The sequence below is a fragment of the Labrys methylaminiphilus subsp. lupini genome (genome assembly GCF_051161885.1).
GTDB lineage: Bacteria > Pseudomonadota > Alphaproteobacteria > Rhizobiales > Labraceae > Labrys.
Genome location: NZ_JBMDIH010000001.1, coordinates 4023580 through 4043741 on the forward strand (window position 1 = coordinate 4023580; position 20162 = coordinate 4043741).

Sequence of the window (20162 nt, forward strand, 5' to 3'; positions counted from 1 at the left end):
TGCCGATGGAACTACATGGTCCTCCTGGTTCGAATCCGGAACCTTGCGCCAGGCCGAAAGGCTCCGCGCGGGTGAAGAGGTTTCATCCCTTTCGTCGCCGCGTCTGCCCGGCATGATTTGGAACGTTGCGGCGAATGCCGGCGGAACTACATGGCTATTCCCCAAGTGATGCGGGTTCGAGTCCCGTCGGGTCCACCAGTATGGGCCCGTAGCTCAATGGTAGAGCATATGTTTCGCCATCCTTGTCGCCGCAACGGTCCCTTTCTCACTCCGGCGAATGCCGGCAGGGCCTTCATCATGATGGGGCGCAAGCCACCGGCCCGAAAAGTCGGGGATCGTCCGGAGATGGACATCGGATGCCTGTCGTTTCTCGTCGCCGCCACCTCGGCTCCTGCACTACTCCGGATCGGCCTCTGCCTCCAACCGAACACGCAGGGTTTCGATCAGGCGTAGGCAGGCCGTCACGTCTTCAGCCGCCAATCCCCGCGAAAGGGCATCCACCCAGGGCTTCTGCAGCCGGTTCGCGGCTTCGTAGACGGCCTTCCCTCTTGCCGTCATCACCACCAGCCTGGCCCGGCGATGATGGGGATTGTCGCGGAACGCGAGAAGGTCCTCCTCCGCCAGTTCGTTGACGATGCGCTGCACGCCCTGGCGATTGAGTCCCATGGAACGGGCAAGATGCGCTACGGGCTGCGGGGTGCCAGCCAGCGCAATGGCGCCGAGCACCTGCCAGCGCGCACTGCTCAACCCGACTCCGGCCACCAGCCGGTCGCCGGCCGCGAGCAGGCGTCCATTCAGGCGGAACACTTCGAGGATGAGGGCCGTAACGCCTTCGCCAACCAGCGCAGGATCCGATTCATTCATTGACAATATATATCCAACTAGACAACATATTGTCAAATTGGAGCAGATCCATGCTGATCGGCCAGATCACCCTCATCCTTGCAGCCGCCTTCACCGGGGCCGCCTTCTACATCAACGTTGCCGAACAGCCGGCGCGGCTCAGCCTCGACGACGCCTCCCTGCTGGCGCAATGGAAACCGAGCTATGCGCGCGGCTTTGCCATGCAGGCCAGTCTCGCCGTTGCCTCGGGTCTCGCAGGCCTCGCCGTTGCCTGGCTCTCCGGCAGCTGGCTCTGGCTGGTTGGCGCCGTACTGATGCTGGCGAACTGGCCCTATACGCTGCTGGGCATCATGCCGACCAACCGGCTCCTGGAGGCAACGCCGAACGATGAGGCGGGCTCGCAGACGCGCCTGCTCATCGGGCTCTGGGGCCGGCTGCACGCCGTCCGCACCGCCCTCGGCGCAGCGGCAACACTGGCCTATCTCGTCGCCTCCGCCTGAGACCCGGCTGCCACATCGGCCAGCTCGGCCCGCAGCCAGGCTTCGAAAGCCTTTACTTTGGCTGAAGGCTTGCGGCGCGCCGAACTCACCAGCCAATAGGCAAGGCCGGTCTGCACCGGGCGCGGGAACGGCGCAACCAGGCGCCCGTCACGCAGGGCATCCTGGGCCAATGTCAGCCAGCCGATCGACACGCCCTGGCCGGCGATCGCGGCATCGAGACACAGCGCCGCATCCGAAAAGGCGGGACCGGCTGCGAGCAGCAGATCCGCCTTGCCATAGGCCGCCAGCCAGATCGGCCAGGTCTCGGGCGAATTATAGTCGATGATGGCGGGAAGCCTGACCAGATCCTCGACCTCCCGGATGCCGGCCGCAAGCGCCGGCGAGCAGAGCGGAAACAGGCTCTGATCCATGAGATAGTCAGCCCGTACGCCCGGCCAGGGCCCGGCGCCGACGCGCACGCCGACATCGACATCCGAAATGTCGAAATCCACCAGCTCGACCGAGGCATCGATGCGCAATTGCAGGCCCGGATGAGCCTCATGGAAGCGATGCAAGCGCGGCACCAGCCATTTGGCGGCAAGAACCGGCGCGACCGTCACCGTCAGCACATGCTCGGCCCGGGCCTCGGCCGTGGTCAGCGCCTGCGAGATCTCCCGGAAACCGCGGGTGAGGCCCGCGAGCAGGGACTGGCCGAGCGGTGTCGGCATCAGTCCCTTCGGTCCGCGCGTGAAGATCGGCCGTCCCAACCGCTGCTCGGCCTTGAGTACCTGCTGGCTGACGGCACCCACGGTGACGCCGAGTTCCTCGGCGGCTTTCGCCATCGAGCCCAGGCGCCCGGCGGCCTCGACCGCCCGCAAGGCACCGAGCTGATATCGCAGCAGACTATCCATATAGTTTTTCTATAGCATGCCCGCGCAGAACTCCATTTCTTTCCTGCCGCCTTTGCCCGAGATTCAACAGCAGAATTCAGGGATATCGCAGACATGCTGACCGTCAGGATACTCAAGACCCTTAAGGAGTGCTGGACCAAGCTGTGGCTGGTATCAGGCCACAGCCTGGAGCCGCTCGACCATCCCAGCTTGCAGGCCATGTCCCTGCGGGAACTGGCTGACCTGCCGCTGGAACCACCACCGGCACCCGGTCATGATGCGGGCGCGCTGGCCCCCAATCCGGGCAGGGCGGCAGCGTGTCGCGCACCATCGCATCAGCCCATGCGGGGAGCAGCGATCGCCGCTCGCTAGAACGGCTGATCACCAATAACCGAATTGAATGGGCTCAACCTCTGTCATCGCCGGGCTTGACCCGGCAATCCAGCCCGCCTTTCGAGGCATCGAGACCGGGCCGCCGGGTGCCCGGTCAAGCCCGGGCAAGACAAAGGTAGCGCTTCAGCCCTTCCGGACAGTGCCTTACACCGCGTCATAGGCCTTCTGCAGCGTGGCGATGTCGAACTTGATCGCCCCGAGCACGGCGGTCATGACCCGTTGCGCCTTGGCCTGATCGGGATCGGCCAGCAGCGTCGGCAGGATCGAGGGAACGATCTGCCAGTGCACGCCATAGCGGTCCTTGAGCCAGCCGCAATGGATCAATTCGCCCTTCTCGCCCAGCGCATCCCACAGCCGGTCGATCTCGGCCTGGTCAGCGCAGTCGATGTGGAAGGAAACAGCGTGATTGTATTCGCATTTCTCGCCGCCATTGAGGGCGAGATAGCTCTCGCCGGCGAGGGTGAAGCGGACCATCAGCACACTGCCGGCCTTGCCGCCCGGACCGTCCGCAACATTGCGCTGCACATGATCGATGCGCGAATCCGGTAAGAGCGAGACATAGAAACTGGCGGCCTCCTCGGCCTCCCCCGCAAACCACAAGCACGGCGAAATCTTGGACATGGCGTTCTCCTCCGAGGGGCCTCGCGGCCGGATATCTCAAGGACGAGGGAAGGTCTGCCAATCCGACAATGGCCCAAATTTTTGGCCGCGAATCTTGGCCGCGCATTTCATGCTCACACGCCACTGAGCCGGGCCTGCATGAAGTCCACGAAGACACGAACCTTCGGCGAGAGATGCCGGTTGGACGGCCAGATCATGTTGAAATTGCGCGGCCCGCCCACGTGATCGGGCAGCACGGTTCGCAACGTCCCCGCCGCAACGGCATCGCACACCAGGAAATCCGGCATGACGCCAATGCCGAGGCCACCCAGCGTGGCGCCTCGCATCGCCTCCATATTGTTGCAGGTGAAGATGGTACGCGTACGCGGCTCGGGCTCGTCCGGCGGCAGGATCAAGGGCCATTCCAGCATCCTGCCGCTGTTGAGAAAGCGGTAGCGGATGGCGAGATGGCCATCGAGATCGCGCAGCTTCTGCGGCGTGCCATGACGATCGAGATAAGCGGGTGAAGCGAACAGCATCTGGCGGAAGGAGCAGAACACCCGCGACATCAGCCGGGAATCCGGCAGCTCACCGCTGCGGACGGCGATATCGACACCCTCCTCGACCAAGTCAACCAGCCGGTCGTTGAAATCGAAGTCGAGTTCGATCTCCGGATAGAGCGTGGTGAACTCCGGCATCAGGGGCATCAGGATGTGATAGGTGACGACCGGCGTCGACACCCGCAGCCTGCCCCGTGGGGCATCGCGTGAACCCGCCACAATGGCCCAGGCATCATCGAGATCGTCAAGGACGCGACGGCAGCGCTCGTGGAACAGGCGTCCCTCCTCGGTGAGGCGGATGGTGCGGGTGGTGCGCTGGAACAGCCGCACACCGAGATCCTGCTCCAGCTTCGCGACCGCCTTGCCGACGGCCGAGGCCGAAAGGCCGAGCACCCGTCCGGCCGCGGCGAAACTGCCGAGATCGGCCGTGCGCACGAAGGCCGTGAGATTGCCGCTCCTGTCCATATATCCTCCGCGAGAGCATCCAGCCGGGAAGGCTTGGTCAAGCCTCCTCGCCATTCCGGAATTTCATTCCGCTATCTTCGGAACGAAGCCCCTATTTCGCCGATAATGCGGCAAGAATAGATTGCTCGCAATGGATCGCGCCATTTCCCCCGGGTAGCTTCTACGCGGAGCCGCCTGGATCGGGCTGGCGACCTGCCACCAAACTTTGAGCACCGATTTCATGACAGACCGAACCTTGGCTCCGAGCGCAGCCCACAAGGCGCTCATCCTCCTATCCGTCTGCCTTGCCGCCATCGCCATGCCGCTGACCTTCACCGGTCCGGCCGTGGCGCTGACCGCCATCGCCGACACACTGGGCGGCAGCCCGGTCGCCTTGAACTGGGTGACGAATGCCTTCATGCTGACCTTCGGCAGTGCGCTGATGGCCGCCGGCGCCCTGGCGGACAGTTTCGGGCGCAAGCGCATCTTCCTCACCGGCGTCGCCGGCTTCGCCCTGGCCTCGCTGGCCCTGGTGGGGGCCCGCTCCATCCTGATCTTCGACCTCCTGCGCGCACTCCAGGGCATCGCCGCCGCCGCGGCCTTCGCCGGCGGCATGGCGGCCCTGGCACAGGAATTCTCCGATACTGCCCGCATGCGCGCCTTCAGCGTCGTCGGCGCGAGCTTCGGCGCCGGCCTCTCCTTCGGCCCGATCAGCTCGGGCGTGATGACGCAGACTTTCGGCTGGCCCAGCATCTTCCTTGCCGTCGTCGCCTTGACGGTTGCCTCCTTCCTCATCGGCATCGTCGTGCTGCGGGAATCCCGTGATCCCAAGGCCCGCGGATTGGATTGGCCGGGCGCGATCAGCTTCACGCTCGCCCTGACCCTGTTCACCTATGGCATGCTGCAGGCCCCCGAAAGCGGCTGGGGCGATCCACTCGTCATCGCCCTCCTCATCGGCGCCGTCGCCCTGATGGCACTGTTCGTGCGCATCGAACTCAACTCGCCTCGCCCCATGCTCGATCTCAGCCTGTTCCGCTATGGCCGCTTCGTCGGCGTGCAATTGCTGGCAGCCGCCCCGGCCTATGCCTTCGTGGTACTGCTGATCCTCCTGCCGATCCGCTTCGTCGGCATCGAGGGCGTCGATGAAGTCGCGGCCGGCCGCATGATGATGGCCCTGTCCGCTCCGCTGCTGGTTCTCCCGCTTCTGGCGGGCTGGCTCTCGCGCTGGATCGCACCGGCCGCGATCTGCGGCCTCGGCCTGCTGGTCTGCGCTGCCGGGCTTGCCTGGTTGAGCTTCATGCCTGTTGGTGGCGCGGTATCAGCCATGCTCGCGCCCATGGCCGTGATCGGCATCGGCATCAGCCTGCCCTGGGGCCTGATGGACGGCCTCGCCGTCTCCGTGGTGCCCGCCGAGCGCGCCGGCATGGCAACCGGCATTTTCTCGACGGTCCGCGTCGCCGGCGAAGGTGTGGCGCTCGCTATCGTCAGCGCCGTGCTCTCGGCCCTGACCGCCGGCCACCTCGCCGGTGAACAGGTGAGGGAAGGAGCCCAGAAACTGGTGACGGGCGACGTCGCCGGCGCTGCCGGTGCGCTGCCACAGCTTGCCCGCTCCGCGCTGATCCAGGCCTATGGCGATGCTTTCGCCACACTGCTCCTGCTGCTTGCCGCCATCACCATCGTCACGGCCGTGGTAGTCTTCGTCTTTCTCGGACGCCGCGAAGCCCCGACGCGGGCCAACGCGGAGGAGGCGACCGCCCTGTCCTCTTCCCTCTGACCCCAACCCGGCCCGCCGCGCTATCCCACCGGGCTGGCGCGGTCGGCCTCCAGCCATTTACCGAAGAAATACACGATCTGCCGGTGCCACCAGGGCCAGTCGTGGCTGACATCGGGACCCCAAAAATCGATCCAGGCCGGAATCCGCTTGGCGGAAAGGACCTGCGCTAGATTGCTGGTATCCTCGATCATTCTCTCTTCCCAGGCGCCCAGCCCGCAACAGAAGAACAGGCGGCGCGAGCGGATCCGATCCAGCAACTCGCCTTCCTCCAGACCACCGAGATAGGCAAGCGGCGAATTGAAATAGATCTGTCCGTCGAGCGCCGCCCCGAAGAAGTGCCGGGTCGAGTAGACGCCGCTCAAGCCGATCACACCCGCCACCGTCTCCGGAAAACGAAACAGGAAGTTGCTGGCGTGGAAGGCCCCCATCGAGCATCCGGTCAACAGGGGCGCTCTTCCGCCGGTCGCGTCCAGGATTTCCGGCAGCAATTCATGGCGGACATAGCGAAAATAGGCCTCGTGGCGGCCGACGCGGTGCTGGAGATCGCCATGCTCGGCAAAGAAACTCTCGCCGTCGATGCCATCAACAGTCCACACCTGCAGTTCGCCGGCCTCGATGCGGTCGGAAAGGACGGCGATGCCGCCCGAATCCTCATACTGATAGAAGCGCCCGTTCGAGGTGGGGAAGACCAGAACCGGCCTGCCGGCATGGCCATAGACCTTGAATTCCATCTCGCGCCCGAGTTCGGCGCTGCCACGCTTGTGATAGGCGATCTGCAACGTCTCAATCCTCCACGGCCTGGATGAAACGCACGATCGCCTTCACCTCATCGAAATCCTCGGAACGGAACTGATAGGCGAAATTGCCCATGGCCCGGCTGAATACGGCCTCGATCGGCGCGAAATGCACGATCTTGTCGCCATGTGCCTTCAAGATGGCCTGGTGGCCGTTGACGTAGCGGATATGGTTCTTGCGACTGGCATAGCCGACATAATAACGCCCCTTGAACGGACCGCCGACCGCATGATCCGCCACCATGCTGGCCCATTCGCGATAGACGTCCATGTCATAGGCATAGTTGATGGCATCGGTCATCCAGGCGCCGGGAGGGCGCATATTGATCTCCAGCGCCACGATGCGTTTGTCCGCCCGTGTCTGGAAGAACTCGATATGGAAAAATTTCTCGCGAATGCCGAAACTGGCGATGGCGGCCCGTCCCGCCTGTTCAATCGCCGGATCGACGTGGGGCAGGCAGTAATAGTTGAGATGGCTGTCGGCGTTGACCACGCCCATGATGGATTGCTCGAAGCGGTGGCTGGCGGCGAACACGATTCGGCCTTCGCGATCAACAAGCCCGTCATAAGTGAGCACGATGCCGTCGATGAACTGCTCGACCACATAGGTAACCCCCGGTCGCCGACTGGCCTCGAAACGGTCGAGATCGCCAGCCGAAGCGATCTTCACGGTGTTGCTGGCCCCCGAGCCCTGATCAGGCTTGATCACGAGGGGATAACCGACCTCGCCGATGAAAGCCTCCACACCCGCGCGGTCGACATAGGGGCACTGGCGGATCGTCTCGACGCCCGCCTTGTCGAAAAAGGCCCTCATCTTCGACTTCTGCTTCAGATTGTCGACGAAATCGCGTTTGATGCCGGGAATGTTGAAATCGGTGCGGATTCCGGCATCCTGCTCGAGCCAATGCTCGTTGAGGGATTCAAAGCGATCGATGCGTCCCCAGCGATGGATGAAATGGCCCATGGCGCGCAGGACCTGATCGCCATCCTCCATGTTGGAAACGCGGTAGTATTCGGCGAGCGCGCTTTTGAGCTCGGGCCGCAGCGTCTCGTAGGAAGCATCGCCGATGCCCAGGACCGTCACGCCGGCGCTAGCCAGCCGGCTGCAGAACGTCGCGCCATTGTCGGGGAAATGCGGGGAGAAATAGACGAACTTCAAGGCAAGGCTCCAGAGCGGGCAGCACATCTCGCTCTACAACATCGCGGCCCGCCACTAAAGACCGGCACCATGCCGCTTCTCATCTGAAGTTCCAAAAATACTGGCGCATTGACGGCTGATTTGCCGGGGGACGCGCCCCCCCGGAGTCCTGTGCCCTCGCCTGCGCTTGGAAACACGCTGGCGAGCAGGTTGGGGATAGTAGAAAAGGGGGCCGCAATGCCCAATCCCGTTCACTGAGGCGTCGTCGAGTTTATACGACCCTCGCCGGCACGTTTCGCCTGTCTCAAGTGACGCGGATTAGACCCTGCCCCCTTTCTTGCGCACCAGCTCACGCCGGCATCGGACTGCAGTCCTCCTCAGAACATCCGCTTGATGCGGATGCCGCCGACCACCGAGTTGAGCTTCTCCTTCGGCCTGACATCGGCGAGGGTATCGGTGCCCAGCTCACGATCGAACTCCGAGCGGATGTAGGAGACTTCCCCGGTCACCGACAGGCCCTTGACGATCATGTAGGTCAGGTTGCCGGTGATGGCATATTCCTTGGCCTTCAGGTCCTGGCCATTGATGCCGGCGCCGTCATAGCGCGTGTCGATATAGCTCGGCACGATGTTGAAGCCCCATTGCGGCGTGAAGTTGCCGCCCAGTTCCGCCGTGATCGACCAGCCCTTGCCGGCTTCCAGCCGCGAAAAGCCGTTGCGATAATAGAAGTCCTGCGCCCGCATGGCATAGAGATTGTCGGCGCCGAGATAGTCCAGCGCGCCATCGGCATACTGGCCTTCGATCACCAGATGCCCGTCCTGGAGCTGTGGGATCTTGATCAGCACATCGCCGCCGATCGCATAGCCCCATTTGTTCTGGTGACGCAGGGCGACCCCGTCCGGCGTGCCGTCGTCAAAGCGCGAGGCACTGCGGAACTGATGGGCCGCGGCCTGAAGCGCGACCGTGCCCCACTCCTGATCGAGCCTGAGCACGCCGACGACATCTGGCACCTGCTGGCCGCCCTGATAGGCGAACACGTCGTTCTGGCGATGATCGCGGCCATCCTCGATCGACAGGGTGGCCGAGAAGCCGCCACCGAACTGCGCCGTGTAGGCGAGCAGGTTCACCGTGTTCGACTGGGCGTAGTAGGGGCCGAAGATGGTGTTGCCATAGTCGTTGTCGTAGAAGCCGAAGAAGGAATGCGCATAACCGGCCGTCAGCCCGCCGAACTGGATGAAGGCCTTGTCAATGGTGAAGCGGTTGCGCTGCTCCGTGCCATTGACACGGGTGGCGGTATTGCTGTCCGCGTTGATCTGGAAATAGGAGCGCAGCAAGCCATATTCGGTCTCGGTGCGGGCATCGAACCAGACACGGGCCTGGGCGTTGAAGGCGGTGCGGTTGTCGTCGCGATTGAACTTGCCGCCGCCATAGACGCGATAGTCTATGCGGAACTCGCTGCCGATCCGCAGGCAGGTATCGCTACCGGGAATATAGAAGAAGCCAGGCCCAAAAGCCGTGCAGACCTTCACATATTCGACGGCCTCGCCCTTGGTCATGGGAAGATCCGCCGCATGGGCGGCCGCAAAACTGGTGAGACCGGCGACTGTTCCCAAAATAAATGATTTTTTTATCATGATTTCCTCCAAGAAAATATCTGCCACCCAGTAAAAGACAGAAGGTCTTCGGATTAAAATCGTATTGGCAGCAGAAGCAAAAGTACGACATTAAAAAATTTACCGCTTGAATCTGAACCAATCGAACCAAGTCGACAACACAAATTCTTGCCACTCGCCTGATAATGGCCGCTTTTTAGCCTCCTTGTTACTTAAAAGTCACATTGCAACAACGACATGCTGCAACTCCACCTTGCACCGAGCGGTAAACCAAGGTCACCGCTTGGTGGGACGCCCGGCGACTGAAACGCTCCATCCGGGCAAGAAAAAAGGCGGGCCCGAAGACCCGCCTGTCGACCACCCCCGCGGGGTTGGCCATGATCGTATTTTAGAGGATGCCGGGCAAGGCCTGCACGCCGCCTTACATGTTCAGCATCGGCAGATTCATGCCCTGCTGCTTGGCCCAGTCGATGGCGATGTCGTAGCCGGCGTCGGCATGGCGCATCACGCCGGTGCCGGGATCGTTCACCAGCACGCGGGCGAGGCGGCGGTCTGCGTCCTCGGTGCCGTCGCAGACGATGACCATGCCCGAATGCTGCGAATAACCCATCCCGACACCGCCACCATGATGGAGCGAGACCCAGGTCGCACCCGAAGCGCAGTTGAGCAGGGCGTTGAGCAGCGGCCAATCGGACACGGCGTCCGACCCGTCACGCATCGATTCCGTCTCGCGGTTGGGCGAAGCGACAGAGCCCGAGTCGAGATGGTCGCGGCCGATGACGACCGGGGCGGACAATTCGCCGGTGCGCACCATCTCGTTGAAGGCGAGGCCGAGGCGGTGGCGCTGTCCCAGGCCGACCCAGCAGATGCGGGCGGGCAGGCCCTGGAAGGCGATGCGCTCGGCGGCCATGTCGAGCCAGTTGTGCAGATGCTTGTCGTCGGGAATGAGCTCCTTGACCTTGGCGTCGGTCTTGGCGATGTCGGCAGGATCGCCCGACAGGGCCGCCCAGCGGAAGGGGCCGATGCCGCGGCAGAACAGCGGGCGGATATAGGCCGGCACGAAGCCCGGAAAATCGAAGGCGTTGTCGACGCCGACTTCCTTGGCCATCTGGCGGATATTGTTGCCGTAATCGAAGGTGGGCACGCCCATCTTCTGGAAGTCGAGCATGGCGCGCACATGCACGGCCATCGACTTCTTGGCCTCGGCGACGACATGGGCTGGCTCGGTGCGGGCGCGCTCCTTGTACTCCTCCCAGGTCCAGCCAACAGGCAGGTAGCCGTTCAGCGGGTCATGCGCGGAGGTCTGGTCGGTGACCATGTCCGGGCGGACGCCGCGGGCCACCAGTTCGGGCAGGATCTCGGCGGCATTGCCGAGCAGGGCGATCGAGACGGCTTCCTTGCGGTCGCAATGATGTTTGATGAGTTCGAGCGCGTGATCGAGATCCCGGGCCTGCTTGTCTACATAGCGGGTGCGCAGGCGGAAATCGATGCTCTGCTGCTGGCATTCGATGTTGAGCGACACGGCGCCGGCGAGGGTCGCGGCAAGCGGCTGAGCGCCGCCCATGCCGCCGAGACCGGCAGTGAGCACCCAGCGGCCGGCGAGGTCCCCGCCATAATGCTGGCGACCGGCCTCGACGAAGGTCTCATAGGTGCCCTGCACGATGCCCTGCGAACCGATATAGATCCAGGAGCCGGCCGTCATCTGGCCGTACATCATCAGGCCTTCGGCATCGAGCTGGTTGAACTTCTCCCAGGTCGCCCAATGCGGCACCAGGTTGGAATTGGCGATCAGTACGCGCGGCGCATCGGCATGGGTCTTGAACACGCCGACCGGCTTGCCCGATTGCACCAGCAGCGTCTCGTCATTGTTGAGGTTCTTCAGTTCGCGGACGATGGTGTCGAAGCACTCCCAGTCGCGCGCGGCGCGGCCGATGCCGCCATAAACCACCAGTTCCTTGGGGTTCTCGGCGACGTCGGGATCGAGATTGTTCATGAGCATGCGCAGCGGCGCTTCGGTCAGCCAGCTCTTGGCGTTGAGCTGGGTGCCACGCGGGGCGCGGATCTCGACATCGCGGAAACGGGCATTGCTTAGCATGTACATGACCTCGTGTTGCTTGTATATACAAGTTAGCAGCAGTTTTACGGGCCGTCAAGGGCATCTGACGCCCCGGACGACTACCCCACCCGGTTCGAGTGCCGGCGATGCTCGATGCGATAACGGCCGCCCGGCAGCAACAGACGCACCGCCGTGACGACATGCTGCACAGCCTCTTCTTCCCCGCCGGCTTCCGGTGTAGGCGCCCCAACCCAGCCGGTGGCAAATGTGCGGCGACGGATCAGCAGACAAGGATCGGCCCGCGAGATCGCCAGCAGTTTGCACTCCCAGGCCTGCGGCAGCACCGCCTCGATGCGATGTTCCGCCTCGCTCCACGGCACCACCGCACTGAGCACCTCATTGGGCGTCACCTTGGAAAAATCATGGTCGAGATAGGCCGGCGCCACGGCAGGATTGACGAAGCGATCCTCGAGCTGGATCGGCACGTCATTGTCGCAATGCACGACGATCGAGTGAAAAACCGGGCTTCCGATCGGCAATTCGAGCAAATCGGCGATATCCGGCGTCGCTTTCAGCGTGTCGAGCAGGAGAACCTGCGCGCTGTAATCGTGGCCGCGTCCACGGATCTCCTCGGCGATATTGGTGACGGCAAACACATCCGAGTGGCTGTTGCCGCCGGCGACGAAGGAGCCCCTGCCCTGCATGCGCACCAATACGCCCTCGAGACTGAGTTCGCGCAGCGCCCGGTTCACCGTCATGCGACTGACCCCGAGCTGCTCCACCAGCTCGCTTTCAGAAGGAATGCGATGATCCGGCGGCCATTCGCCGCTGCGCACCCGCGTCAGGATGTGCTGCTTCACCTCCGCATAGAGCGGCGTGACCGATATGGCGGGTTCCGGCTTTCGGTCCGGCGACATGCTCATGGCGACGTCATTCCTCAAAAATCGCTTCACCGTGTCACACGGCGCTTGTCACGACTGCAAAAATATGTATAAAACTTATACATACAAGTTGCGAACTCGTCGGTACACAAACATGCCCGATTTCCGCCCACAACTCCAGAGCAACCACAGCCTTCATGCCAGCCAGGCCCTGCTGCCCGATGGCTGGGCGAGGAATGTGCGGATCGACATCGATGTCGCAGGCCGGATCAGCGCCGTGACCCCCGATGCCCCGGCCGATGGCGCGCAGATCACCGCGGGGCCCGTGCTGCCCGCCATGCCGAACCTGCATTCCCACGCCTTCCAGCGCGCCATGTCCGGCCTTGCCGAAGTGTCCGGCGCCGGCAGCGACAGTTTCTGGACCTGGCGCGAGGAAATGTATCGCACCGTCGGCCAGATCACGCCCGAGGATGCGCAGGCGATCGCCACCAAGCTCTATGTCGACCTGCTCAAGGCCGGCTTCGGCTCGATCGCCGAGTTCCACTATCTGCATCACGACAAGAGCGGTGCCCTCTTTGCCGACCGCGCGGAGATGGCAAAGCGCATCCTGGCCGCGGCCAGGACCAGTGGCATCGGCATGACGCTGCTGCCCGTCTTCTACGCCCACGCCAATTTCGGCGGCGTCGCCCCGCATGAGGGCCAGCGCCGCTTCATCCACGACGTCGAAGGCTTCGAGCGGCTGATGGCGGACCTTGCCCCGGCCTGCACCGCACAAGGTGCCACGCTCGGCTATGCTTTCCATTCGCTGCGGGCGGCAACGCCGGAAGAAATGACCACGCTGCTGGCAAGCCTGCCCAAGGTGATGTCGAAACCCGGGCCGCTGCATATCCACATCGCCGAGCAGCAGAAGGAGGTCGACGATTCCATCGCCTGGAGCGGCAAGCGCCCGATGCAATGGCTATTCGACCATATGCCGGTCGACGAGCGCTGGTGCCTGATCCATGCCACCCATGCCGATCCGTCCGAGCTCACCCGCATGGCGGCGAGCGGTGCCGTCGCGGGCCTGTGTCCCGCGACGGAGGCCAATCTCGGCGACGGTATCTTCGAGGCGGTCTCCTATCGTGCGCAGAACGGGCGGTTCGGCATCGGCACCGACAGCCATGTCTCCCCCAGCGTCGTCGACGAACTGCGCACGCTCGAATATTCGCAGCGCCTGCGTGACGAGCGCCGCAACCGCCTCGCCAACGGCCCGCACCGCTCGGTCGGCCGCGATATTTACGACGCAGCGCTCGCCGGCGGAGCACAGGCCCTCGGCCAGCGCATCGGCGCCATCGCCCCCGGCATGACAGCCAGTCTCGTCGTGCTCGATGGCGATGATGCTTTCATGGACAGCGCCAAGGATGACGCTATTGTCGATCGCTGGCTGTTCGCGCTTGGCGACCGTACGGTGCGTGACGTCATGGTTGAGGGGCAGTGGCGTATCCGCGACGGGCGCCACGACCAGGACGACATCATCAATGCGGCCTTCAAGACCGCGATCAGAAACCTGGCGCGCCAGTGAGGCACGCAGGTTGCGATCAACATAGGGGAATTGATGATGAAGAAGACCCTCATTTCCACCGCCATCCTGGCGCTGGCGACGCTGATGAGCGTTCCGGCCGCGCAGGCCAAGGAGTGGAAAACCGTCACCATCGGCCTGGAGGGCGCCTATGAGCCCTGGAACCTGACCAAGCCCGACGGCACCATGGACGGCTTCGAGGTCGACCTCGCCAAGGATCTATGCGGGCGCATCAAGGTCGAATGCAAGTACATTGCCCAGGACTGGGACGGCATGATCCCGGGCCTCAATGCCGGTAAATTCGACGTGATCATGGACGGCATGTCGATCACCGCGGAGCGCAAGAAGCAAATCGACTTCTCGCGCCCCTATGCCGGTGAGCGGGCCGGTTTCGCCACGCTGAAGTCGAGCGACCTCGCCAAGATTCCGGGCAAGGGCACCATCGTGACGCTGTCGGGCGATGCCACCAAGGACAAGGCCACGCTCGATACCCTGCGCGAAGCGCTGAAGGGCAAGTCCGTCGGCGTGCAGGTCGCCACCAACTATGCCGAGTGGCTGGCCAAGAACTTCAAGGACGTCGTCACCGTCACCGAATACAAGACCGTCGGTGAGGCCGATCTCGACCTGGCCGCCGGCCGCGTCGACGCCACGGTAGGCGACATCACCTTCTATGCTTCGGTGCTGCCCAAGCCCGATCATTCGGAAATGACGCTCACCGGCCCTGAAATCACCGGCCCGGTCTGGAGCGAAGGCATCGGCCCGGCCTTCCGCAAATCCGATACGGATCTGCGCGACATGTTCGACAAGGCGATCGGCGAGGCCCAGGCCGACGGCACCATCAAGAAGCTGAGCCTGAAATGGTTCAAGATCGACATGTCGCCCGAGAACAAGTCCTGAGCTGAGAACAGATGCCGACATCCGGGCGGCGACTACGCTCCGCCCGGATACGACCTCATGCAAGCGGCGCAAGACCGATCGGGGCACTGCAAGGGCGATCCAGAATGAAGCCGATCCGGAAAACCGGGCGGCAGAACCCAAAGGGGAACCGACAATGAAGAAATACCTGCTCTCCTCGGCGCTGCTGGCACTGACGGCCATTGCGGCCATGCCCGCGCAGGCCAAGGAGTGGAAGACGGTCACCATCGCCCTGGAAGGCGCCTACGAGCCCTGGAACCTGACCAAGCCCGACGGCAGCATGGACGGTTTCGAGATCGACCTCGCCAAGGATCTGTGCGGGCGCATGAAGATCGAGTGCAAATTCATCGCGCAGGACTGGGACGGCATGATCTCCGGCCTGAACGGCGGCAAGTTCGACATGATCATGGATGCCATGTCGATCACCGACGATCGCAAGAAGCAGGTCGCCTTCTCGCAGCCCTACGCCCAGACCCCGGCCGGTTTCGCCGGACTGAAGACCGGCGACCTGGCCAAGATGGAGGGCACCGGCACTACGGTGACGCTGACGGGTGAGGCCGGCCATGACAAGAGCACGGTGGAGAAGATGCGGGAGGCGCTGAAGGGCAAGACCATCGGCATCCAGACTGCCACCGTCTACACCAAATTCGTCGAAGAGAACTTCAAGGACATCGCCACCATCACCGAGTACAAGACCTCGGGCGAGCGCGACCTCGACATTACGGGCGGGCGCATCGATGTCGGTTTCGACGACGACACCTATTTCACTTCCGCCTTCGCCAAGTCAGGCAATGAGCAGATGACGCTGCTCGGCGCCCAGATCGCCGGCCCGATCTGGGGCGAGGGCATCGGCCCGGCCTTCCGCCAATCAGACAACGATCTGCGCGATATGTGGGACAAGGCGATCGGCACCGCCATCGCCGACGGCACGGTCAAGAAGCTGAGCCTGAAATGGTTCAAGCTCGACGTGACCCCTATCAAGGGATCCTGAGCCGCAGGACGCGTCTTTGCGATTGGATGTGTGATCCCGTCTCATCGCAAAACGCCATACACGAGCCTTGCGGGCCGGCGTAGACGCCCCGCAGGATCGTCGGAGCGGGATTGCGCGGCTGGCCTCACCACCTTTGGTGCGGAAGAACGGTCTGCATCGCAATCATCGCTTCCTGTCTCACTGGCCTACCCCGAGAGGAGAGCCAAATTGTGGACGTAATCACGAGCCTGCCCGACAAGATCTCCTATCTGGTTTCCATTCTCGGTTTCGGTGAGACCGGCTGGGGCTTCTATCTCCTCGCCGGCGCCGCGATGACCCTCGCCGTCACCCTCGCTGCGATGCTGATCGGCGCCGTCGTCGGCTCGTTCGTCGCCTGGGCCAAGATCACCGACAACCTGCCCGCCCGTATGGTGGGCAATGTCTACACAATCGTGCTGCGCGGCGCCCCCGAACTTTTGATCATCTACATGGTCTATTTCGGCCGGGTGGTCGACGTGGTCGGCAACTCATTGGGCGCGCTCGGCATCGGCAACAGCACGATCGTCAACAATTTCCTGGCGGGGGCGCTCGGGGTCGGCCTGATTTCCGCCGCCTATCAGGCGGAAGTCTTTCGCGGTGCCTTCACCGCCATCACCAAGGGTGAGATCGAGGCGGGCCGCGCCATCGGCATGCCGCGCTTCATGCGCTTTCGCCGCATCATCGCGCCGCAGATCATGCGCTTCGCCATTCCCGGTCTCGGCAATGTCTTTCAGCTCAGCGTCAAGGACTCGGCCCTGATCTCGGTTACCGGCCTGATCGAGATCATGAACGCCACCAACAAGGCGGTCGGATCGACGCGGCAATCCTTCCTGTTCTACACCGTCGCCGCCTGCCTCTACCTCGTCCTCACGACCTTCTCGACCCAGATCTTCAATGCCGGCGAGCGGCGCGTGGCCAAGAGCTTCCGCCGCCCGGTGGGACAGTAGGTGCCGCCATGAGCCTCGATTTCGCCCTCGAAGCCCTGAGCAAGATCCTCGCCGTCCTGCCGACGACGTTGATGCTCTTCATCTTCTCCGTCCTGCTCGGCCTGGCCTTCGCCCTGATCGTGCTGTGGATGCGCATGAGCAACAACCGCCTGCTGGTCGGTCTGGCCAAGGCCTATATCTTCACCTTTCGCGGCACGCCGCTGCTGATCCAGATGTTCCTGATCTTCTACGGACTGGCGCAATTCCAGTTCATGAAGGAATCCTGGTTCTGGCTGGTGCTCAAGAACCGCTTCGCCTCGGCCGTGTTCGTGATGGCGCTGTGCACCGCCGCCTATCAGGCGGAGATCCTGCGCGGCGGCCTCCTGGCCGTGTCAGCTAAGGAGATCGAGGCCGCGCGTGCCATCGGCATGTCCGGCTTCAAGTTGCTCTACCGCATCATCGCGCCCATCGCTCTGCGCCAAGCCCTGCCAGCCTATTCGACCGAGGTGATCCTGACCTTGAAATCGACCTCCCTGGCCGGGCTGATCGGCGTGGTCGAGATGACCGGCATCGCCCAGAAGATCGGCCGCCAGGCCCTGCTCGACGTACCGGTCCTGGCCCTGGCCGGGGCGATCTACCTCGTCCTGAGCTACGGCATCATCTTTCTGCTCGGCCTCGCCGAGCGCAAGCTCTCCCCTCATCTGCGCTTCATGCCGCCCAGCGCGCAGACGCCGCGCACCATCGTCGGCTGAAAGGAAACGTCATGACCGCTTCCAGCGAAATCGCGCTCAGCGTCAAGAACATCCGCAAGAGATTTGGCGATCACGAAGTGCTCAAGGGCATCTCGCTCGACGCCCATCAGGGCGACGTGATCTCCATTCTCGGCGCCTCGGGCTCGGGCAAGAGTACCTTCCTGCGCTGCATCAACCTGCTCGAGACGCCCGACGAGGGCGAGATCGTCGTTGCCGGCGAGAAGGTCGAGATGCGCCGAACCAAGAAAGGCCAGCTCGCCCCCACCAACGGCAAGCAGGTGGACCGCATCCGATCCGAACTCGGCATGGTGTTCCAGAGCTTCAACCTGTGGTCACACATGACCGTGCTGCAGAACCTGATCGAAGGGCCCGTGCATGTGCTGGGCCGTCCCAAGGCCGAGTGCGTCGCCGAGGCGGAAGCCCTGCTGGAACGGGTCGGCCTCGCCGAGCGGCGCAACTACTATCCCTCCCACATGTCGGGCGGCCAGCAGCAGCGCGCCGCCATCGCCCGGGCGCTGGCCATGAAGCCAAAGGTGATGCTCTTCGACGAGCCGACCTCGGCGCTCGATCCCGAACTGGTCGGTGAAGTCCTGCGCGTGATGCGCGGCCTCGCCGAAGAAGGGCGCACCATGCTGGTGGTCACCCATGAAATGGGCTTTGCCCGCAACGTCTCCAACCGCGTGATGTTCCTGCACAAGGGCGAGGTGGAGGCCGACGGCTCGCCCGACGAATTGTTCAAGGAAGCGAAGTCGGAGCGCTTCAAGCAGTTCATCTCCAGCCAGCATCATTGATGACCAAAAGCGCCAATCCGCCGTTTTGACGGATAAAGCGCGACAATCCCTCCCCGGCTTCGGGGAGGTCGCGCACACAGTTTGTGTGCGCTGGGCCGAGCGTAAGCGAGGTCGGGTGGGGTCGAGTGGCGCGACTTGGCCATTTCTTGCCCCCTCAACACCACACTCCCCCTTCCCGTCGATGCTGTGCATCGACACCTTCCCCGAAGCCGGGGAAGGATAATCGCGCCCTATTTGCCAGGTCTCCTCGCATGTCCATCATCCTTGACCGTCCCCTCACCTGGCGAGAGATCGCCGCCATTGCCGACGGGACGGAACTCTCCCTTTCCGAGGCTGCCTGGCAGCGCCTGGCCCAGGCCCGCGCCATCGTCGATGCCATCGTCGAGCGCGGCATCCTCGCGTACGGCGTGAACACCGGCGTGGGCGGCCTCGCCAACGTCATCGTCGACAGGCCGCAACAGCAGCAATTGTCGCGCAACATCCTGATGAGCCATGCCGTGGGCGTCGGTGCTCCCCTCGGCAAGGCCGAAACGCGGGCGATCATTGCCGCAGCCATCAACAATTACGCCCATGGCCGTTCCGGCGTCAGGCCTGACGTGGTCGAACAGATGCTGGCCTTGCTGGCGCATGACTGCTTGCCCGAGGTGCCCTCGCTCGGCTCGGTCGGCTATCTCAGCCATATGGCCCACATCGCCCTGGTGCTGATCGGAGAGGGCCACGCCGTCGTCGACGGACAGAGATTGACGGGGAGCCGCGCGCTCGCCCGTATCGGGCGCACCCCGTTGGTGCTGGAGGCCAAGGAGGGCCTGAGCCTGGTCAATGGCTCGCCCTGCGTCACCGGCCTCGCCGCGCTCGCTCTGGCCCGCAGCGAAAAGCTGGTCGGCTGGGCCGATGTCACTGCCGCCATGAGCTTCGAGAACCTGCGCAGCCAGCCCAGGGCGTTCGACGAGGCCTCGCTTGCCCTGCGCATTTCGGCAGGCATGCAGGCGACGGGGCGACATCTGCGCGCCTTGCTGGACGGCAGCGCCATCCTGGCTGCCGCGGCCGGGCGCCAGACCCAGGACCCGCTCAGCCTGCGCGCCGTGCCGCATGTCCACGGCGCGGTGCGCGACGCACTTGCCGAGATCGGCGCCACTGTCGACCGGGAACTTGCCTCGGTCACCGACAATCCGGCCGTACTCGGCACGCCTGAGGCACCCGAGGTCTATTCGCAGGCGCATGCCGTGGCGCCCGGCATCGCGCTCGCCATGGACACGCTCGCCATCGCGATGGCCGAGTTGGCGGCGATGGCGGAACGGCGGATCGACCGCCTCGTCAATCCGCATGTCAGCAATCTGCCGGCTTTCCTCGCCGTGGGCAGCGGCGTCTCCTCGGGCTTCATGATCGCCCAGTACACCGCAGCCTCTCTGGTGGCGCTCAATCGCCGCCTCGCCAGTCCCGCGAGCCTCGACGGCGGCATCACCTCGGGCCTGCAGGAAGACCATCTCAGCCACGCCACGCCTTCAGCCCTCAAGGCCCTGCAGATCCTCGACAATGCCGAGTACATCCTGGCGATCGAACTCATCGCCGATGCCCAGGCCTATGACCTGCAGGCCGAAGATCACGCCAAGGCGCCCGGCACCGACACCTTCTATCGCGACGTGCGCACCGCGCTGCCGCCCTATCGCGACGATCGTCCTTTGGCTGATGACATCGCCGTCGCGCGCGGGATCATCCGCCGGGCCGACGCCGGCGGCGCCTGAAGCG

19 protein-coding genes are annotated in these 20162 nt (G+C 63.7%); 10 read left to right on the forward strand and 9 right to left on the reverse strand.

The annotated features are described in order from the left end of the window. Positions 1–396 precede the first annotated feature (396 nt). Positions 397–864 (reverse strand): MarR family winged helix-turn-helix transcriptional regulator, encoded by a 468-nt coding sequence (locus ACN6KF_RS19050; protein WP_434958354.1) that lies wholly within the window; start codon positions 862–864, stop codon positions 397–399. Between the two features lie 53 nt (positions 865–917). On the opposite strand from ACN6KF_RS19050, the gene ACN6KF_RS19055 reads away from it, so the two are divergent. Further along, positions 918–1343: an anthrone oxygenase family protein gene (locus tag ACN6KF_RS19055; protein WP_434959708.1), complete on the forward strand. Its 426-nt coding sequence runs from the start codon at positions 918–920 to the stop codon at positions 1341–1343. On the opposite strand, the gene ACN6KF_RS19060 is transcribed toward ACN6KF_RS19055, so the two are convergent. Continuing rightward, a complete protein-coding gene (locus ACN6KF_RS19060; RefSeq protein WP_434958355.1) occupies positions 1322–2233 on the reverse strand; it encodes a LysR substrate-binding domain-containing protein in 912 nt (303 codons plus the stop codon). The two genes, ACN6KF_RS19055 and ACN6KF_RS19060, sit on opposite strands and share 22 nt — an antisense overlap. 93 nt (positions 2234–2326) lie before the next feature. On the opposite strand from ACN6KF_RS19060, the gene ACN6KF_RS19065 reads away from it, so the two are divergent. Next, the gene (locus ACN6KF_RS19065) at positions 2327–2584 is read left to right on the forward strand and encodes a hypothetical protein (protein ID WP_434958356.1); all 258 of its coding nucleotides are present in this window, start codon (positions 2327–2329) and stop codon (positions 2582–2584) included. A gap of 165 nt (positions 2585–2749) precedes the next feature. On the opposite strand, the gene ACN6KF_RS19070 is transcribed toward ACN6KF_RS19065, so the two are convergent. Together ACN6KF_RS19070 and ACN6KF_RS19075 are read right to left on the reverse strand one after the other, a co-directional pair. Next, positions 2750–3226, reverse strand: a complete 477-nt coding sequence (locus ACN6KF_RS19070) for a VOC family protein (RefSeq protein WP_434958357.1) — start codon at positions 3224–3226, stop codon at positions 2750–2752. Between the two features lie 113 nt (positions 3227–3339). Next, on the reverse strand, positions 3340–4230 hold the full coding sequence (locus ACN6KF_RS19075) for a LysR family transcriptional regulator (protein ID WP_434958358.1): 891 nt from the start codon (positions 4228–4230) through the stop codon (positions 3340–3342). Between the two features lie 220 nt (positions 4231–4450). On the opposite strand from ACN6KF_RS19075, the gene ACN6KF_RS19080 reads away from it, so the two are divergent. Continuing rightward, positions 4451–5983: an MFS transporter gene (locus ACN6KF_RS19080; RefSeq protein ID WP_434958359.1), complete on the forward strand. Its 1533-nt coding sequence runs from the start codon at positions 4451–4453 to the stop codon at positions 5981–5983. 20 nt (positions 5984–6003) lie between these two features. Here ACN6KF_RS19080 and ACN6KF_RS19085 read toward each other — a convergent pair whose 3' ends face one another. The 5 genes from ACN6KF_RS19085 to hutC all read right to left on the reverse strand — a co-directional run bounded on the left by ACN6KF_RS19085 (position 6004) and on the right by hutC (position 12507). Next, the gene (locus ACN6KF_RS19085) at positions 6004–6762 is read right to left on the reverse strand and encodes an esterase family protein (protein WP_434958360.1); all 759 of its coding nucleotides are present in this window, start codon (positions 6760–6762) and stop codon (positions 6004–6006) included. Between the two features lie 4 nt (positions 6763–6766). Continuing rightward, complete coding sequence (locus ACN6KF_RS19090; RefSeq protein ID WP_434958361.1) at positions 6767–7936, reverse strand: ATP-grasp domain-containing protein; 1170 nt, start codon at positions 7934–7936, stop codon at positions 6767–6769. A gap of 356 nt (positions 7937–8292) precedes the next feature. Further along, positions 8293–9471: a porin gene (locus ACN6KF_RS19095; RefSeq protein WP_434958362.1), complete on the reverse strand. Its 1179-nt coding sequence runs from the start codon at positions 9469–9471 to the stop codon at positions 8293–8295. A gap of 478 nt (positions 9472–9949) precedes the next feature. Beyond that, entirely contained in the window at positions 9950–11623 is a 1674-nt protein-coding gene (hutU, locus tag ACN6KF_RS19100; protein WP_434959709.1) for a urocanate hydratase, read from the reverse strand. An 80-nt stretch (positions 11624–11703) separates the two neighbouring features. Continuing rightward, positions 11704–12507, reverse strand: coding sequence for a histidine utilization repressor (gene hutC, locus ACN6KF_RS19105; protein WP_434958363.1), 804 nt, complete (start codon positions 12505–12507; stop codon positions 11704–11706). 112 nt (positions 12508–12619) lie between these two features. On the opposite strand from hutC, the gene ACN6KF_RS19110 reads away from it, so the two are divergent. The 7 genes from ACN6KF_RS19110 (at position 12620) to ACN6KF_RS19140 (ending at position 20158) form a co-directional block, all read left to right on the forward strand. Continuing rightward, positions 12620–14026 carry a formimidoylglutamate deiminase gene (locus tag ACN6KF_RS19110; RefSeq protein ID WP_434958364.1) on the forward strand — a complete coding sequence of 469 codons (1407 nt, stop codon included), beginning with the start codon at positions 12620–12622 and terminating at the stop codon, positions 14024–14026. Positions 14027–14062: 36 nt separating this feature from the next. After that, complete coding sequence (locus ACN6KF_RS19115; protein WP_434959710.1) at positions 14063–14920, forward strand: transporter substrate-binding domain-containing protein; 858 nt, start codon at positions 14063–14065, stop codon at positions 14918–14920. Positions 14921–15074: 154 nt separating this feature from the next. After that, on the forward strand, positions 15075–15929 hold the full coding sequence (locus tag ACN6KF_RS19120; protein WP_434958365.1) for a transporter substrate-binding domain-containing protein: 855 nt from the start codon (positions 15075–15077) through the stop codon (positions 15927–15929). A 209-nt stretch (positions 15930–16138) separates the two neighbouring features. Beyond that, positions 16139–16894 (forward strand): ABC transporter permease, encoded by a 756-nt coding sequence (locus ACN6KF_RS19125; RefSeq protein ID WP_434958366.1) that lies wholly within the window; start codon positions 16139–16141, stop codon positions 16892–16894. A gap of 8 nt (positions 16895–16902) precedes the next feature. Then, positions 16903–17625 (forward strand): ABC transporter permease, encoded by a 723-nt coding sequence (locus ACN6KF_RS19130; RefSeq protein ID WP_434958367.1) that lies wholly within the window; start codon positions 16903–16905, stop codon positions 17623–17625. Between the two features lie 11 nt (positions 17626–17636). After that, positions 17637–18416 carry an ABC transporter ATP-binding protein gene (locus ACN6KF_RS19135; protein ID WP_434958368.1) on the forward strand — a complete coding sequence of 260 codons (780 nt, stop codon included), beginning with the start codon at positions 17637–17639 and terminating at the stop codon, positions 18414–18416. 251 nt (positions 18417–18667) lie between these two features. After that, positions 18668–20158, forward strand: coding sequence for an HAL/PAL/TAL family ammonia-lyase (locus tag ACN6KF_RS19140; protein ID WP_434958369.1), 1491 nt, complete (start codon positions 18668–18670; stop codon positions 20156–20158). Positions 20159–20162: the final 4 nt, after the last annotated feature.

Bases quoted from the DNA above. Each gene is read 5' to 3' on its own strand.
- ACN6KF_RS19050 (WP_434958354.1), bottom strand. From the start codon at position 864: ATGAATGAATCGGATCCTGCGCTGGTTGGCGAAGGCGTTACGGCCCTC.
- ACN6KF_RS19060 (WP_434958355.1), bottom strand. From the start codon at position 2,233: ATGGATAGTCTGCTGCGATATCAGCTCGGTGCCTTGCGGGCGGTCGAG.
- ACN6KF_RS19065 (WP_434958356.1), top strand. From the start codon at position 2,327: ATGCTGACCGTCAGGATACTCAAGACCCTTAAGGAGTGCTGGACCAAG.
- ACN6KF_RS19070 (WP_434958357.1), bottom strand. From the start codon at position 3,226: ATGTCCAAGATTTCGCCGTGCTTGTGGTTTGCGGGGGAGGCCGAGGAG.
- ACN6KF_RS19075 (WP_434958358.1), bottom strand. From the start codon at position 4,230: ATGGACAGGAGCGGCAATCTCACGGCCTTCGTGCGCACGGCCGATCTC.
- ACN6KF_RS19080 (WP_434958359.1), top strand. From the start codon at position 4,451: ATGACAGACCGAACCTTGGCTCCGAGCGCAGCCCACAAGGCGCTCATC.
- ACN6KF_RS19095 (WP_434958362.1), bottom strand. From the start codon at position 9,471: ATGACCAAGGGCGAGGCCGTCGAATATGTGAAGGTCTGCACGGCTTTT.
- hutU (WP_434959709.1), bottom strand. From the start codon at position 11,623: ATGCTAAGCAATGCCCGTTTCCGCGATGTCGAGATCCGCGCCCCGCGT.
- hutC (WP_434958363.1), bottom strand. From the start codon at position 12,507: ATGAGCATGTCGCCGGACCGAAAGCCGGAACCCGCCATATCGGTCACG.
- ACN6KF_RS19110 (WP_434958364.1), top strand. From the start codon at position 12,620: ATGCCCGATTTCCGCCCACAACTCCAGAGCAACCACAGCCTTCATGCC.
- ACN6KF_RS19115 (WP_434959710.1), top strand. From the start codon at position 14,063: ATGAAGAAGACCCTCATTTCCACCGCCATCCTGGCGCTGGCGACGCTG.
- ACN6KF_RS19120 (WP_434958365.1), top strand. From the start codon at position 15,075: ATGAAGAAATACCTGCTCTCCTCGGCGCTGCTGGCACTGACGGCCATT.
- ACN6KF_RS19130 (WP_434958367.1), top strand. From the start codon at position 16,903: ATGAGCCTCGATTTCGCCCTCGAAGCCCTGAGCAAGATCCTCGCCGTC.
- ACN6KF_RS19135 (WP_434958368.1), top strand. From the start codon at position 17,637: ATGACCGCTTCCAGCGAAATCGCGCTCAGCGTCAAGAACATCCGCAAG.
- ACN6KF_RS19140 (WP_434958369.1), top strand. From the start codon at position 18,668: ATGTCCATCATCCTTGACCGTCCCCTCACCTGGCGAGAGATCGCCGCC.